This window comes from Lonepinella sp. BR2271 (assembly GCF_051851515.1).
In the GTDB taxonomy this organism is placed as follows: Bacteria; Pseudomonadota; Gammaproteobacteria; order Enterobacterales; family Pasteurellaceae; genus Lonepinella.
In genome coordinates, this window is record NZ_JBPDVF010000001.1 from 231924 (window position 1) to 245831 (window position 13908).

10 protein-coding genes are annotated in these 13908 nt (G+C 42.6%); 6 read left to right on the forward strand and 4 right to left on the reverse strand.

Going from position 1 to position 13908, the window contains the following annotated elements:
- Nucleotides 1-7: 7 nt before the first annotated feature.
- The 6 genes from lldD (at nt 8) to ACTG7X_RS01150 (ending at nt 9080) form a co-directional block, all read left to right on the forward strand.
- Nucleotides 8-1171, forward strand: a complete 1164-nt coding sequence (gene lldD / locus ACTG7X_RS01125; RefSeq protein WP_439256716.1) for an FMN-dependent L-lactate dehydrogenase LldD — start codon at nt 8-10, stop codon at nt 1169-1171.
- A 298-nt stretch (nt 1172-1469) separates the two neighbouring features.
- Nucleotides 1470-4127: a pyruvate dehydrogenase (acetyl-transferring), homodimeric type gene (gene aceE, locus ACTG7X_RS01130; RefSeq protein WP_439256717.1), complete on the forward strand. Its 2658-nt coding sequence runs from the start codon at nt 1470-1472 to the stop codon at nt 4125-4127.
- A gap of 129 nt (nt 4128-4256) precedes the next feature.
- The gene (gene aceF, locus ACTG7X_RS01135; protein WP_439256718.1) at nt 4257-6131 is read left to right on the forward strand and encodes a pyruvate dehydrogenase complex dihydrolipoyllysine-residue acetyltransferase; all 1875 of its coding nucleotides are present in this window, start codon (nt 4257-4259) and stop codon (nt 6129-6131) included.
- A gap of 57 nt (nt 6132-6188) precedes the next feature.
- Entirely contained in the window at nt 6189-7613 is a 1425-nt protein-coding gene (gene lpdA, locus ACTG7X_RS01140; RefSeq protein ID WP_439242020.1) for a dihydrolipoyl dehydrogenase, read from the forward strand.
- Nucleotides 7614-7822: 209 nt separating this feature from the next.
- On the forward strand, nt 7823-8359 hold the full coding sequence (locus tag ACTG7X_RS01145; protein WP_439256719.1) for an NlpC/P60 family protein: 537 nt from the start codon (nt 7823-7825) through the stop codon (nt 8357-8359).
- 163 nt (nt 8360-8522) lie between these two features.
- A complete protein-coding gene (locus tag ACTG7X_RS01150) occupies nt 8523-9080 on the forward strand; it encodes a hypothetical protein (RefSeq protein ID WP_439256720.1) in 558 nt (185 codons plus the stop codon).
- Nucleotides 9081-9102: 22 nt separating this feature from the next.
- Here the strand turns inward: ACTG7X_RS01150 and ACTG7X_RS01155 are convergent, their stop codons facing one another.
- The 4 genes from ACTG7X_RS01155 to ydiJ are packed head-to-tail and all read right to left on the reverse strand — an operon-like array spanning nt 9103 to nt 13842.
- The gene (locus tag ACTG7X_RS01155; protein WP_439256721.1) at nt 9103-9303 is read right to left on the reverse strand and encodes a hypothetical protein; all 201 of its coding nucleotides are present in this window, start codon (nt 9301-9303) and stop codon (nt 9103-9105) included.
- Nucleotides 9304-9346: 43 nt separating this feature from the next.
- The gene (hemH, locus tag ACTG7X_RS01160; protein WP_439256722.1) at nt 9347-10318 is read right to left on the reverse strand and encodes a ferrochelatase; all 972 of its coding nucleotides are present in this window, start codon (nt 10316-10318) and stop codon (nt 9347-9349) included.
- Nucleotides 10311-10736, reverse strand: a complete 426-nt coding sequence (locus ACTG7X_RS01165; protein ID WP_439242010.1) for a hotdog fold thioesterase — start codon at nt 10734-10736, stop codon at nt 10311-10313. The genes hemH and ACTG7X_RS01165 overlap by 8 nt, the downstream gene beginning before the upstream one ends.
- Nucleotides 10737-10743: 7 nt before the next feature.
- Complete coding sequence (ydiJ, locus tag ACTG7X_RS01170) at nt 10744-13842, reverse strand: D-2-hydroxyglutarate dehydrogenase YdiJ (protein ID WP_439256723.1); 3099 nt, start codon at nt 13840-13842, stop codon at nt 10744-10746.
- Nucleotides 13843-13908 lie beyond the last annotated feature (66 nt).

The following is a 13908-nucleotide window of genomic DNA, read 5'->3' on the forward strand; positions in this document are numbered from 1 at the left end:
ATAAAATATGATTATTTCATCAGCCAATGACTACCGTGAAGCAGCCAGACGCAAAGTTCCGCCATTTATGTTCCATTATGCGGATGGCGGTTCTTATGCAGAACGTACCTTAGAACGCAATGTGACGGATTTAGCCGATATTGCGTTAAGACAACGTGTATTAAAAGATATGTCACAATTAGACACGGAAATTGAGCTATTTGGCGAAAAATTATCGATGCCTGTGGCATTAGCGCCTGTCGGTGCATTAGGTATGAATGCTCGTCGTGGAGAAGTGCAAGCGGCACAAGCGGCGGATAATAAAGGCATTCCATTTACGCTATCTACCGTGTCGATTTGCCCGATTGAAGAAGTGGCGCCGGCCATTAAACGCCCAATGTGGTTCCAACTTTATGTGTTGAAAGATCGTGGCTTTATGAAAAATGCCTTGGAACGTGCGAAAGCCGCCGGTTGTTCTACCTTGGTGTTTACCGTGGATATGCCAACCCCTGGCGCTCGTTATCGTGATATGCACTCAGGCATGAGTGGCCCATATAAAGAAATTCGCCGTGTATTACAAGGCATGACTCACCCATTCTGGGCGTGGGATGTGGGCATTAAAGGCAAACCGCACACCTTAGGCAATGTGTCTACCTATATGGGGAAACCAATTAATCTTGATGACTATATCGGTTGGTTAACCCAAAACTTCGATCCGTCTATTTCTTGGAAAGATTTGGAGTGGATCCGTGAGTTCTGGGACGGCCCAATGGTGATCAAAGGCATTTTGGATCCCGAAGATGCGAAAGATGCGGTGCGTTTTGGTGCTGATGGTATTGTGGTATCAAACCACGGTGGACGCCAACTTGATGGTGTGCTTTCTTCAGCCCGTGCCTTGCCACCGATTGCGGATGCGGTGAAAGGGGATATTAAAATCCTTGCCGATTCGGGCATTCGTAACGGATTAGATGTCGTACGTATGATCGCATTAGGGGCAGATGCCACCATGCTTGGTCGTTCATTTGTTTATGCCCTTGGTGCGGCGGGCCGTGCTGGGGTGGAAAATATGTTGGATATTTTCAAAAAAGAAATGCGTGTCGCCATGACCTTAACCAGTAATCAACGAATTAGCGACATTACGTCTAGTGCGCTTGTGGATTACGAAAAGTTATTGACTGACGCAACAAAATAACCCTGAAAAAATCACCGCACTTTCTGCGGTGATTTTTCTTTTAGGGGCGATTCAACGGGAGGAACGGTTAAAGTGCGGTCAAAATTTTACTTATTTCGTGATATTTCAAAAAAATAATGTTAAAATTTAGTGAAATATCGCTATGCTTGATTAAAAAAATCTAATAAAATTTAAAAAATTTTTTAAATGGATGAGAAAAGCGCATTCACTAATCAAGAGAGTAGCAATTTAGTTATCCACCCGTCGTTTGGCAACAGGCTAAACATAATTTTATTAACATCAAAATAAGGAAAAGACTATGTCAGAAATCGTGAAGAATGACGTAGATCCAATCGAAACTCAAGATTGGCTATTGGCGATTGATTCAATTATTCGTGAAGAAGGCACAGAACGAGCTCAGTTTATTGTTGAGCAAATCATGAAACATGCTCGTAGCCAAGCCGTTCCTCTCCCAGCCGGTGCAACCACCGCTTATGTAAATACTATTCCTGCCTCAGAACAACCTCCTTACCCAGGTAACAAAGATATTGAACGTCGAGTTCGTTCTGCGGTGCGTTGGAATGCGATTGCCATGGTATTACGTAGTCAGAAAAAAGATTTGGATTTAGGTGGCCATATTTCTACCTATCAATCTGCGGCCTCTATGTATGAAGTGTGTTATAACCATTTCTTTAAAGCCGCAACGGAAAAAGACGGCGGCGATTTAATTTTCTCTCAAGGCCATGCAGCACCTGGTATTTATGCCCGTGCCTTTGTAGAGGGACGTTTAACCGAAGAACAATTAGATAATTTCCGTCAAGAGGCCTTTGTGGATGGATTATCTTCTTACCCACACCCGAAATTAATGCCTGAATTCTGGCAATTTTCTACCGTATCCATGGGGTTAGGCCCAGTGAATGCGATTTATAGCGCCCGTTTCTTAAAATATTTACATAACCGTAAGCTAAAAGATACCTCTAACCAAAAAGTCTATGCGTTCTTAGGCGACGGTGAAATGGACGAAATCGAATCTAAAGGGGCGATTACGGTTGCTGCACGTGAAAAATTAGATAACTTAATTTTTGTGATTAGCTGTAACTTACAACGTTTAGATGGCCCAGTACATGGTAACGGTAAAATCGTTCAAGAATTAGAGGGCTTATTCAGCGGTGCAGGTTGGGAAGTCATTAAAGTATTATGGGGCAGCAGTTGGGATAAATTATTTGCCAAAGATACCTCTGGTAAATTAGCGCAATTAATGATGGAAGTGGTTGATGGTGACTACTTAACATTCAAGTCCAAAAACGGTGCTTATGTGCGTGAACACTTCTTCGGTCGTTATCCAGAAACTGCAGCGTTAGTGGCTGACTGGACAGATGATGAAATTTGGGCATTACGCCGTGGTGGTCATGACAGTGAAAAAATGTATGCAGCCTTTGCTAAAGCGCAAAAAGCCGACAAACCGGTGGTGATTTTATCACACATGGTAAAAGGTTATAAAATCCCTGAGGCGGAAAGTAAAAACACCGCTCACCAATCGAAAAAAATGTCATTGGATAGCTTAAAAGGTTTCCGTGATCATTTCCATTTGCCATTAACTGATGAGCAAGTTGAAAAATTAGAATACATCAAATTTGCAGAGGGTTCAGAAGAATATGAATATCTGCACAACCACCGTAAAGCCTTAAATGGTTATGTGCCGGCACGTCGTAAAGCCTTTGATGTGGAATATAAAGTACCTGCCTTGTCAGAATTCCAAGCCTTGTTAGAAGAACAGCCACGTGGTATTTCTACTACGATGGCATTCAGCCGTGTATTAAACACCTTATTAAAAGACAAAAATATCGGTAAAACTATCGTCCCAATTATTGCGGACGAAGCTCGTACTTTTGGTATGGAAGGTTTATTCCGTCAAATCGGTATTTACAGCCCAGCAGGTCAAAACTATGTTCCATCTGACCGTGAATTAGTGGCTTACTATCGTGAGGCAACAGATGGCCAAGTATTGCAAGAGGGTATCAACGAATTAGGGGCCACCGCCTCTTGGGTCGCCGCAGCAACCTCTTACTCTGTCAATAACTTACCGATGATTCCATTCTTCGTGTATTACTCTATGTTTGGTTTCCAACGTGTAGGCGATATGATGTGGTTAGCCGGTGACCAATTAGCTCGTGGTTTCATGATCGGCGGTACATCAGGCCGTACAACCTTAAACGGTGAGGGTTTACAACATGAAGATGGTCACAGCCATATTCAAGCGGGCGTGATTCCAAACTGTATCACTTACGATCCAGCCTTTGCCTTTGAAGTGGCCGTCATTATCCAAGACGGTATCAACCGTATGTACGGTGAAAAACAAGAAAACGTGTTCTATTACATCACCACCTTAAACGAAGTGACTGAACAACCTGCTATGCCAGCCGGTGCAGAGGAAGGTATTCGTAAAGGCTTGTATAAATTTGAAACTGTACAAGGTAAAGGCAAAGGCCACGTTCAATTATTAAGTTCTGGTGCCATTATGCGTCATGTGCGTACGGCGGCTCAAATCTTAGCTAATGACTACGGTGTGACAGCCGATGTATTCAGTGCGCCATCATTCAATGAATTAGGCCGTGAGGGAGCAGACGCAGTACGTTGGAACTTATTACACCCAACCGAAACACAACGTGTACCTTATGTGGCACAAGTTTTAGCGGATTTACCAACAGTCGCATCAACCGACTATATGAAACTTTATGCGGAACAAATCCGTGCTTATGTACCAAGCAAACATTATCATGTGTTAGGGACAGACGGTTTCGGTCGTTCAGATGGTCGTGAAAACTTACGTGAACACTTTGAAGTGAATGAGTATTATGTGGTTGTGGCTGCATTATCTCAATTAGCGAAAGAAGGCACCATTGAGGCGAAAGTGGTTGAACAAGCCATTGAAAAATACGGTTTAAAAACGGAACGTGTTAATCCGTTATACGCTTAATAAAATCATTGCATAACGTGGGAGAGATTTTCTCTCCACGTTATAATAATTCATGAGAATGGTTTTAAAGTGCGGTGAAAAAACAGCTATTTTGTCTGTTAGCCGCAAGCACAGAGAAGGAAGATAAAAATGTCAAAACAAATTCAAGTGCCAGATATTGGTAGTGATGAAGTCACCGTAACGGAAGTGATGGTGAATGTGGGCGATACCATTGCAGTGGATCAATCCATTATTAATGTTGAGGGGGATAAAGCCTCAATGGAAGTCCCTGCCCCTGAGGCCGGTGTCGTAAAAGCGGTTTTAGTGAAAGTGGGCGACAAAGTGTCAACAGGCACCCCAATGCTCGAATTAGAGGCGGCCGGTGCAGCACCTGCTGCTGAAGCACCAAAAGCCGAAACCGCACCTGCGGCAGCGCCAACTGCCTCCGCAGTGGTTGAAGTGAATGTGCCAGATATTGGATCTGACGAAGTTAACGTGACCGAAATCATGGTTAAAGTGGGTGATAAAGTCGAGGTGGATCAATCTATCATTAACGTTGAGGGTGACAAGGCCTCTATGGAAGTGCCAGCCCCAATCGCAGGCGTGGTGAAAGAAATCTTAATCAATGTTGGTGATAAAGTGGCCACCGGTAAATTGATTATGAAATTTGAAACTGGCTCTGCCCCTGCAGCGGCTGCACCTGTTGCACAAGCGCCTGCGGCGGCTCCTACACAATCTGCCGTGAAAGAGGTTAATGTCCCAGATATCGGTTCTGATGAAGTTAACGTGACTGAAATTATGGTCAACGTCGGCGACAGTATCAGCGAAGAACAATCTTTAATTACCGTTGAGGGCGATAAAGCCTCAATGGAAGTGCCTGCGCCATTTGCCGGTGTGGTGAAAGAAATTTTAGTGAAATCAGGCGATAAAGTCTCGACGGGTTCATTAATTATGAAATTTGAAGTGGCGGGTGCCGCACCTGCACCGGTTGCACAAGCTGCAGCGCCAGCACCAAGTGCGCCACAATCTGCGCCAGCCGCCCCTGCACAATCTCTTGCACCGGTCAATCAAGATAGCGTGACAGCAAGTAGCACCTTTGCGCATGCAACACCAGTGGTTCGTCGTTTAGCCCGTGAATTTGGCGTGAACCTTGATAAAGTGAAAGGTACAGGGCGTAAAGGTCGTATCTTAAAAGAGGATGTACAAGCCTACGTGAAAGCAGCGATTGCTGCCCTTGAAAGTGGTGCGTCAGCAAATTCAGGTGCCGCTAATGGTGCCGGTTTAGGCTTGTTACCATGGCCGAAAGTAGATTTCAGCAAATTTGGTGAAGTGGAAGAAGTTGAGTTAACACGTATCAACAAGATTTCTGGTGCGAACTTACACCGTAACTGGGTGATGATTCCACATGTGACGCACTTCGACCGTGCGGATATTACGGATTTAGAAGATTTCCGTAAAGAACAAAACAAATTAGCGGAAAAACAAAAACTTGACGTGAAGATCACCCCTGTGGTGTTCATCATGAAAGCCGCTGCCAAAGCCTTGGAGGCATTCCCTCGCTTTAACAGCTCCATTTCTGAAGATGGCCAACGCTTAACCTTGAAAAAATATGTCAATATCGGTGTGGCCGTGGATACACCAAACGGCTTAGTGGTGCCTGTGTTCAAAGATGTGAACAAAAAAGGCATTATCGAGCTTTCCCGTGAATTGATGGAAGTGTCCAAAAAAGCCCGTGCAGGTAAATTAACCGCCTCTGATATGCAAGGTGGCTGTTTCACCATTTCCAGTATCGGTGGCTTGGGTACCACTCACTTTGCACCGATTGTCAATGCGCCTGAAGTGGCGATTTTAGGGGTATCTAAATCTGAAATGGCACCAGTGTGGAATGGTAAAGAATTTGCCCCACGCTTGATGTTACCTTTATCCTTATCTTTCGATCACCGTGTGATTGATGGTGCCGATGGAGCAAGATTTATTAGCTTTATTGGTGGTGTATTAGCAGACTTACGCCGTTTGGCAATGTAATTAACGGTATACAAAAGTGCGGTATTTTTTCACCGCACTTTTATACAAGGAGAACACATGAGTAAAGAAATTAAAACACAAGTCGTCGTATTAGGTGCGGGTCCTGCGGGTTATTCAGCGGCTTTCCGTTGTGCGGACTTAGGTTTAGAAACCGTGCTTGTTGAACGTTATTCCACTTTAGGTGGGGTTTGTTTGAACGTGGGTTGTATTCCATCTAAAGCCTTATTACACGTAGCCAAAGTGATCGAAGATGCCAAACATGTTGAACATCATGGGGTTTCTTTTGGCGAACCGACCATTGATTTAGACCAAGTCCGTGCCGGTAAAGACGGTGTGGTTAGCCGCTTAACGGGCGGTTTAGCGGGCATGGCCAAAATGCGTAAAGTGAACGTGGTTGAGGGTTGGGCGAGATTTGTCGATAGCCACACTTTAGAGGCGAAAGACCGTGAGGGTAACCCAACCACAATCAAATTTGATAATGCGATTATTGCCGTGGGTTCACGCCCAATTCAATTACCCTTTATTCCACATGAAGATCCACGTGTTTGGGATTCCACCGATGCCCTTGCATTACGTGAAGTGCCAAAACGTTTGCTTGTCATGGGTGGTGGTATTATCGGTTTAGAAATGGGGACCGTGTACAGTTCGTTAGGTTCACAAATTGATGTGGTGGAAATGTTTGATCAAGTGATCCCTGCTGCGGATAAAGACATTGTGAAAATCTACACCAAACGCATTGAGAAAAAATTCAACCTGTTGCTTGAAACCAAAGTGACGGCCGTGGAAGCCAAAGCAGATGGTATTCACGTTTCCATGGAGGGCAAAGGCGCCAATGAAACTCGTGTGTATGATGCGGTGTTAGTGGCGATTGGTCGTACGCCAAACGGTAAATTAATCGAGGCCGAAAAAGCAGGTATTGAAGTAGATGAACGTGGTTTCATTCGCACCGATAAACAAATGCGTACTAACGTGCCACATATTTATGCGATTGGTGACGTCGTGGGTCAACCAATGTTAGCGCATAAAGGTGTTCACGAAGGTCATGTGGCCGCCGAAGTGATTGCAGGCAAAAAACATTACTTCGATCCGAAAGTGATCCCATCTATTGCTTATACTGAGCCAGAAGTGGCTTGGGTCGGTAAAACAGAAAAAGAATGTAAAGCGGAAAATCTGAACTACGAAGTGGCCAACTTCCCATGGGCGGCGTCTGGTCGTGCGATTGCCTCTGACTGTGCAGATGGTATGACCAAGTTGATTTTCGATAAAGACAGCCACCGTATTTTAGGGGGCGCCATTGTCGGCACCAACGCCGGTGAATTGTTAGGTGAAATCGGTTTAGCCATTGAAATGGGTTGTGATGCGGAAGACATTGCGTTAACCATTCATGCTCACCCAACTTTACATGAATCTGTTGGTTTAGCGGCGGAAGTCTTTGAGGGATCTATTACTGACTTACCAAATGCAAAAGCCAAGAAAAAATAATGTTTTGCGCTAAAAAATAATAAAATAGGCACCGCACTTTTTTAAAGTGCGGTGATTTTTTTTAGATTTTTCTTTTTTGTTTAGGCCATAAATTGAATAAAAATGAGAAATTTACCGTAAAATTTGCATAAATCATGAATAAAGTCTGGCTATTATGAATATAATCGGGTAGTATTCAAGCTGTTTTTGATTTTAAATAGATAATAATCATGTTAAAGAAGATATTAATGTTAGTCAGCTTGCTGATGTTGACGGCTTGCTCAACGAGTTCGAGGCCACAGGCCAAGGCGGTCAGTCAATCAGACGACGCAGAATTGACCCATTTAATTGCGGGCTTGAAAACCAATAAACCCAATTTGAATGTGTCGGCGAGTTCATCTCATTCGCCCGCACAATATAAAAATCTAGAATCCGTTTACAACCAATGGGCGGGTACTCGCTATCGTTTAGGTGGTACGGGATCACGTGGTATCGATTGTTCTGCGTTTATGCAAAAAACCTTTGCCATAGCCTTTGGTATGACGTTGCCACGCTCAACTTCTGAACAGCAATATTTAGGCAAGCGAATTCAAAAGAACGAATTAAAGAAAGGGGATTTAGTGTTCTTCCGTAAAAATCGTCATGTGGGGGTTTATATGGGAAATGGGCGCTTTATGCACGCCAGTACCAGTCAGGGGGTCATCATAAGTTCATTAAGTGAAAATTATTGGGCCAGAACCTACACCCAATCTCGCCGTATTCTGTAAAAGAACGGTTATCGCTATTTTACCAATGTGTTGATAACCTTGATGATTATTTAAATATAAACCTATTTAAAAATCATCAACTATTTTCTAAAAAACTATTGTATTTATTTTTATCTACGGTAACATCAGAATAAAAAATAAATATAATAAAAAGGAGTTTAATATGCTCAAAAATAAAATTAAATTAGGTTTAATTTGTGGTTCTTTATTTTTAATTTCACAAAATGTTTTTTCTGCTGGTTGTCAAGATTTTGCAATAGGTAAAAATATGTATTGCACTCCAGATGGTTCAGGATTATATAAATATACTGAAATCACCCAAGAAATGAAAAAAATTAAAAGCACTTTTAGGGGAAAAACTTATACCTACAAAGATTTAATTAAACCTTTAAACCCTACTGAATTAGTGGGTTTTAAAAAATTTGAAAAAGATTTTGATAGCTTTTATAGAGAGTTAAAATCAAAATTAAATAATTTAACAGAGTCTCAATTTATGCAAGTGCTTAAAATTCGTGGAGACTACTTAGAAAAAATACTAAACCATAAATTTTATGATGATAATATCATTACAACCTTAATAGGAATAGATAAGATGATAATGTCATTATTTAATAAATTTAATGTAAATCAGGAAAATCAGAATTTATTTAAAACAGGTTCATCTGAAAAACATAAAACATTAAGAACTATGGACAAATATATCACATACCAATCTTTCTAACATTAAAAAGCAATAATAGAGCCTATAACAAAATTTGTGTTTCTACATCAACTTTCTTCCATTCACTAGGCTCTGTTAAATGCTGAATTACATATTGAACTAATTCAAACCCTTTCAACATATTCAACTGTTGCAAATTAAACTGCTGACCAGTTTTAATTTCTTGCTGTTGCTTTTTAGCCTGTTCCTTTTTTTCTTCCAAATTCTGCATCAAATTTGCCATTACATTCATCACATTAAATAAATTTTCAATATCTTTCTCATCATTAATCATGCGCTAAACGACGGATAACCAAATTTGCCATCATTTCAATATGTGCCTTGCTCGCATTTAAGGCGGGAATATATTGATAGCGTTTGCCCCCGTTTTCCAAGAAATAGCCTCGGTTTTCTTGGTCAATTTCTTCTAAGGTTTCTAAACAATCTGCTGAAAAACCGGGGCAAATAACAGCCAGTTTTTCAATGCCCTTTTTAGCTGCGGTTTGCATAAATTCGTCCGTGTAGGGCTGCAACCATTCTTCTTTACCAAAACGAGATTGGAACGTCATGTTCCATTGGGTTTCCACCAGTCCCAATTTATCCACCACGGCCAAGGTGGTTTGGCGACAATGTTCAGGGTAATAATCACCTAGCTGTTCATAGCGAACGGGAATGCCATGATAAGAGAACAGCAAAAAGTCATCTTCTTGCATTTGTGCTCGAATACTGTTGGCGAGCGCATTGATATAATGTTCATCTAAATGATAAGAGTGAATAAATTCAAACGGCACAATATGGCGTTGGCTTTTTAGGGCTTGCGCAAAGGCGTCCAATACAGAGGCCGTGGTGGTGCTGCTGTATTGCGGATAGAGTGGAAGTACAATGATCTTTTCCACTTTTAAATCAGTTAATTTTTGCACCGCACTTTGCATGCTTGGATTGCCGTAAGTCATGCCAAGTTCAACGATAATATTTTGATTTTTGTCCGTAAAATAATCTTGCAACGCCTGTTTTTGTTGTAAGCTAGTAGCCAGTAGGGGAGAACCTTGCGCTGTCCATACGGCTTGATAGTTTTTGGCAACACGCTTAGATCGTTTCGGGAGAATGAGGCCATTTAAAATAGGCCACCAACGCCATTTGGGTAAATCCACTACACGAGGATCACTTAAGAACTGGCGTAAATAGGGCTTGATCGCTTGCGCTGTGGGGGCGTCAGGCGTGCCGAGATTGGCGATTAATACACCGACTTTTTTATTCATTATGGATCACCGAAAGGGTTAAACGAGAAACACAACAGAGTTTATGTTCTTCATTGCGAATATCAATTTGCCAAATCTGTAAGGTGCGGCCAATTTTTACTGCGGTAGCCCGTGCCGTAACAGTTTCGCCTTTATACACAGGGCGTAAATGGCTCGCATTGATTTCTGCCCCCACCACCGCTTGTTGGTTTTCCGTGCAACAATGTCCTGCCGCCGATCCCACGGTTTCCGCCAGTGCAGCGGAAATCCCGCCATGTAAAATTCCGACGGGTTGCATGGTTTTCTCATTGACGGGCATACGGGCTTCAAGCCAATCTTCGCCTTTAGCACTAAATTCAATGCCTAAATGTTGAACAGCACAGTTGATACAGGCTTGATTGAGATCATCAAGGGTAAATTCACGTTTCCAAATACTCATAATTTTCCTAATTAAATAACGTTAATAATGCTTGAACGGGGTGTTTTGGCTTAAAATGGTCAAAACGATTCACTTGGCTACGGCAAGAATAACCCGTGGCTAAACAGCGTTCTGGATTTTTGCCTTGTAATTTCGTTTGCCAAGATTGCTGATAAATAGCTTTTGACATGGTTTGATTATTTACATCATGGCCGAATACGCCAGCCATGCCACAACAACCGACATTTTGCACTTGCAAGTTTTCACCAAAGGCGGCAAATATTTGTTGCCATTGTTGCGGACTGGTTGGCATTAACGTGGATTCGGTACAATGCGCAAATAATTGCCAGCTTTCTTTTGCGGTTTCTGGCTTTAAACTGCGGTGGAAATCTTGCAATTTTTTCACCGCACTTTCAATCTGGGTGGAATGTAATTGTGACATCAGCCACTCGTGAGCCGTGATAACTTGAAATTCACCTCGATCTTTGCCTAAGGTTTCCTTATATTCGTCCCGATAGGACAATACAATGGCGGGATCCACGCCCACCAACGGCACGCCTAATTTTGCCACACGATTTAAAAAGTCGGCTTGATGTTTGGCAGTGCGAGCAAATTGCCCTAAAAAGCCTTTGATGTGTTGCGCTTTGCCGTTCGGTTTAAAAGGTAACAAAATTGCCTGATAGCCAAGTTTTTGGCATAACGCCACAAAATCACGTACCACTTTGGCATCATAATAAGAGGTATAAGGATCCTGTACGATCAACAACATATTGGATTTGGCAAGGTCGGATAGGTTTTCCAACTGTTCCAAGGTTTGCCCTTGATAGCCAATTTCCACTAATTGTTGTTGTAAATTCGGTTGTGATAACAGTGGTAAATCCACCATGCCTAAGGTTTTTTCCACCATTTTTTGCACCGGTTTTAATTGGGTGAAAAAATTAAAAAATTGCGGCGCTTTCGCCATATAAGGGGCGGCAATTTCTAAATTCGCCACCACATAATCTTTAGCGGGGCGCAAATAGCGTTGATGATAAAAATAGAAGAATTTGGCACGGAAACTTGGCACGTCAATTTTAATTGGGCATTGGCTAGCGCAGGCTTTGCACGCCAAACAGGTATCCATGGCAAATTTGACTTCGTGGGAAAAATCATATTCCTGTTTTTGCTTGAAAGAATGGCGGATTTTTTGCACAAATTCGGCCAGTTTAATGGACGATTTTTTGAATTCTAATTGCTCTGGTTGCACTTGTTCATTTGCCATTAAGCGCAACCATTCACGCACCATTGCCGCCCGCCCTTTCGGCGAAAAGACCCGATTTTTGCTCACTTTCATGGACGGACACATGACGCTATGCACATCAAAATTAAAGCACAATCCGTTACCGTTACAATTCATGGCGCCTTTAAATTCTTCCCGCATTTTAATTGGAATTTGTCGATCTTGATCGGCACGCATTGGCGAAAGCAAACCATACAGCTCGTCCGTACAGTCTAACGGCATGCAAATTTTACCGGGATTTAACCGATTTTGGGGGTCAAATAAGGTTTTCACATAACGCAATTCTTGCCATAATTCAGGGGTAAAAAATTTCTCGCCATAATAAGAACGAATGCCCTTGCCGTGTTCGCCCCAAATTAACCCGCCGTATTTTCGGGTCATGTCGGCCACTTGATCGGAAATTTGTTTGAACAATTTCACTTGCTCAATATCCGTTAAATCCAAGGCGGGACGCACATGTAAAACGCCCGCATCCACATGACCAAACATGCCATATTGTAAATTGTGGCTATCAAGCAACGCACGAAATTCTAAAATATAATCGGCTAAATTTTCCGGTGGCACACAGGTATCTTCCACAAAAGGAATGGGTTTAGCCCAACCTTTGGCATTGCCAAGCAAGCCCACCGCTTTTTTGCGCATAGCATAAATGCGCCCAATGGAGGTCAAATCATGGGTGACTTGATAGCCGATAATATCGTCTTGTTGATGGGCGATTTTGTGGTCTAATTGTTCACAAAGTGCGGTGACAAATTGCTGAATTTTTGCCTGATTATTGCCCGCATATTCCACGATATTCAAACCTAAAATTGGATTATCTTCCTCTTCCTTGAGCAAATCTTTAACCGAATGCCACACAATATCTTCTTTTGCCAAGCCTAATACTTTGCTGTCCACGGTTTCCACCGACAACGCATTGGCTTGCACCATAAACGGGGCGTTACGTAAGGCGGAATTAAAGGAACGGTATTTCACATTAATCAGGGTGCGATATTGGGGAATTGGCGTGAGATCTAACACCGCCTCACAAATAAACGCCAAGGATCCCTCGGAGCCGGTTAAAATTCGGGTTAAATTAAATTCGCTTTCGTCATCATTAAAGACATTTTTCAGATCGTAACCGGTTAAAAAACGGTTTAATTGCGGCAAATCATGCAAAATAGCTTGCCGTTTGGCTTGGCAACGGGTAAAAATTTCTTGATGTAAATGACGACCTTGGGCCGACAAGGTGTCAGGCAAATGATCAGAAAATCCCTCAGTTTTCACCGCAGTTGTGTCTAAAATTTCACCATTCATCAACACCGCACGTAAGCCCAACACATGATCGGAGGTTTTGCCATATTGCAAGGATCCTTGCCCAGAGGCGTCGGTGTTAATCATACCGCCGAGCGTGGCTCGGTTACTGGTGGAGAGTTCAGGGGCGAAAAATAAGCCATGCGGTTTAAGATATTGGTTAAGCTGATCTTTCACCACACCCGCTTGCACTCGCACCCAACGTTGCTCCACGTTGAGTTCTAAAATCCCCGTCATGTGGCGAGAAAGATCTACAATGATATTGTTATTCAGTGATTGCCCGTTGGTTCCCGTCCCGCCACCACGAGGCGTGAATGTCAGCGTTTGGTATTTTTCTTGTTGTGCTAACTTGGTTAAACGCACCACATCTGCCACGGATTTCGGAAATAAAATGGCTTGCGGTAACAGTTGATAAACACTGTTATCGGTGGCAAGGCTTAAACGATCCGCATAATGAGAGGCCACATCTCCCTCAAAGGCTTGTCGCCGTAAATCATTCAAATAGTCGACGACAAGGGGATTGATCTGAGGAATATCTTTCAAACGGGGTAGCATAAAATCACTCGAGTAAAATAAAAAGTAAACAATGCGGATTTTAGCATATTAGACGGAATAGAAAAG

What these genes read in the sequence shown, in the direction of transcription:
- lldD (WP_439256716.1), top strand. Translation starts at nt 8, where the DNA reads ATGATTATTTCATCAGCCAATGACTACCGTGAAGCAGCCAGACGCAAA.
- aceE (WP_439256717.1), top strand. Translation starts at nt 1,470, where the DNA reads ATGTCAGAAATCGTGAAGAATGACGTAGATCCAATCGAAACTCAAGAT.
- aceF (WP_439256718.1), top strand. Translation starts at nt 4,257, where the DNA reads ATGTCAAAACAAATTCAAGTGCCAGATATTGGTAGTGATGAAGTCACC.
- lpdA (WP_439242020.1), top strand. Translation starts at nt 6,189, where the DNA reads ATGAGTAAAGAAATTAAAACACAAGTCGTCGTATTAGGTGCGGGTCCT.
- ACTG7X_RS01145 (WP_439256719.1), top strand. Translation starts at nt 7,823, where the DNA reads ATGTTAAAGAAGATATTAATGTTAGTCAGCTTGCTGATGTTGACGGCT.
- ACTG7X_RS01150 (WP_439256720.1), top strand. Translation starts at nt 8,523, where the DNA reads ATGCTCAAAAATAAAATTAAATTAGGTTTAATTTGTGGTTCTTTATTT.
- ACTG7X_RS01155 (WP_439256721.1), bottom strand. Translation starts at nt 9,303, where the DNA reads ATGGCAAATTTGATGCAGAATTTGGAAGAAAAAAAGGAACAGGCTAAA.
- hemH (WP_439256722.1), bottom strand. Translation starts at nt 10,318, where the DNA reads ATGAATAAAAAAGTCGGTGTATTAATCGCCAATCTCGGCACGCCTGAC.
- ACTG7X_RS01165 (WP_439242010.1), bottom strand. Translation starts at nt 10,736, where the DNA reads ATGAGTATTTGGAAACGTGAATTTACCCTTGATGATCTCAATCAAGCC.
- ydiJ (WP_439256723.1), bottom strand. Translation starts at nt 13,842, where the DNA reads ATGCTACCCCGTTTGAAAGATATTCCTCAGATCAATCCCCTTGTCGTC.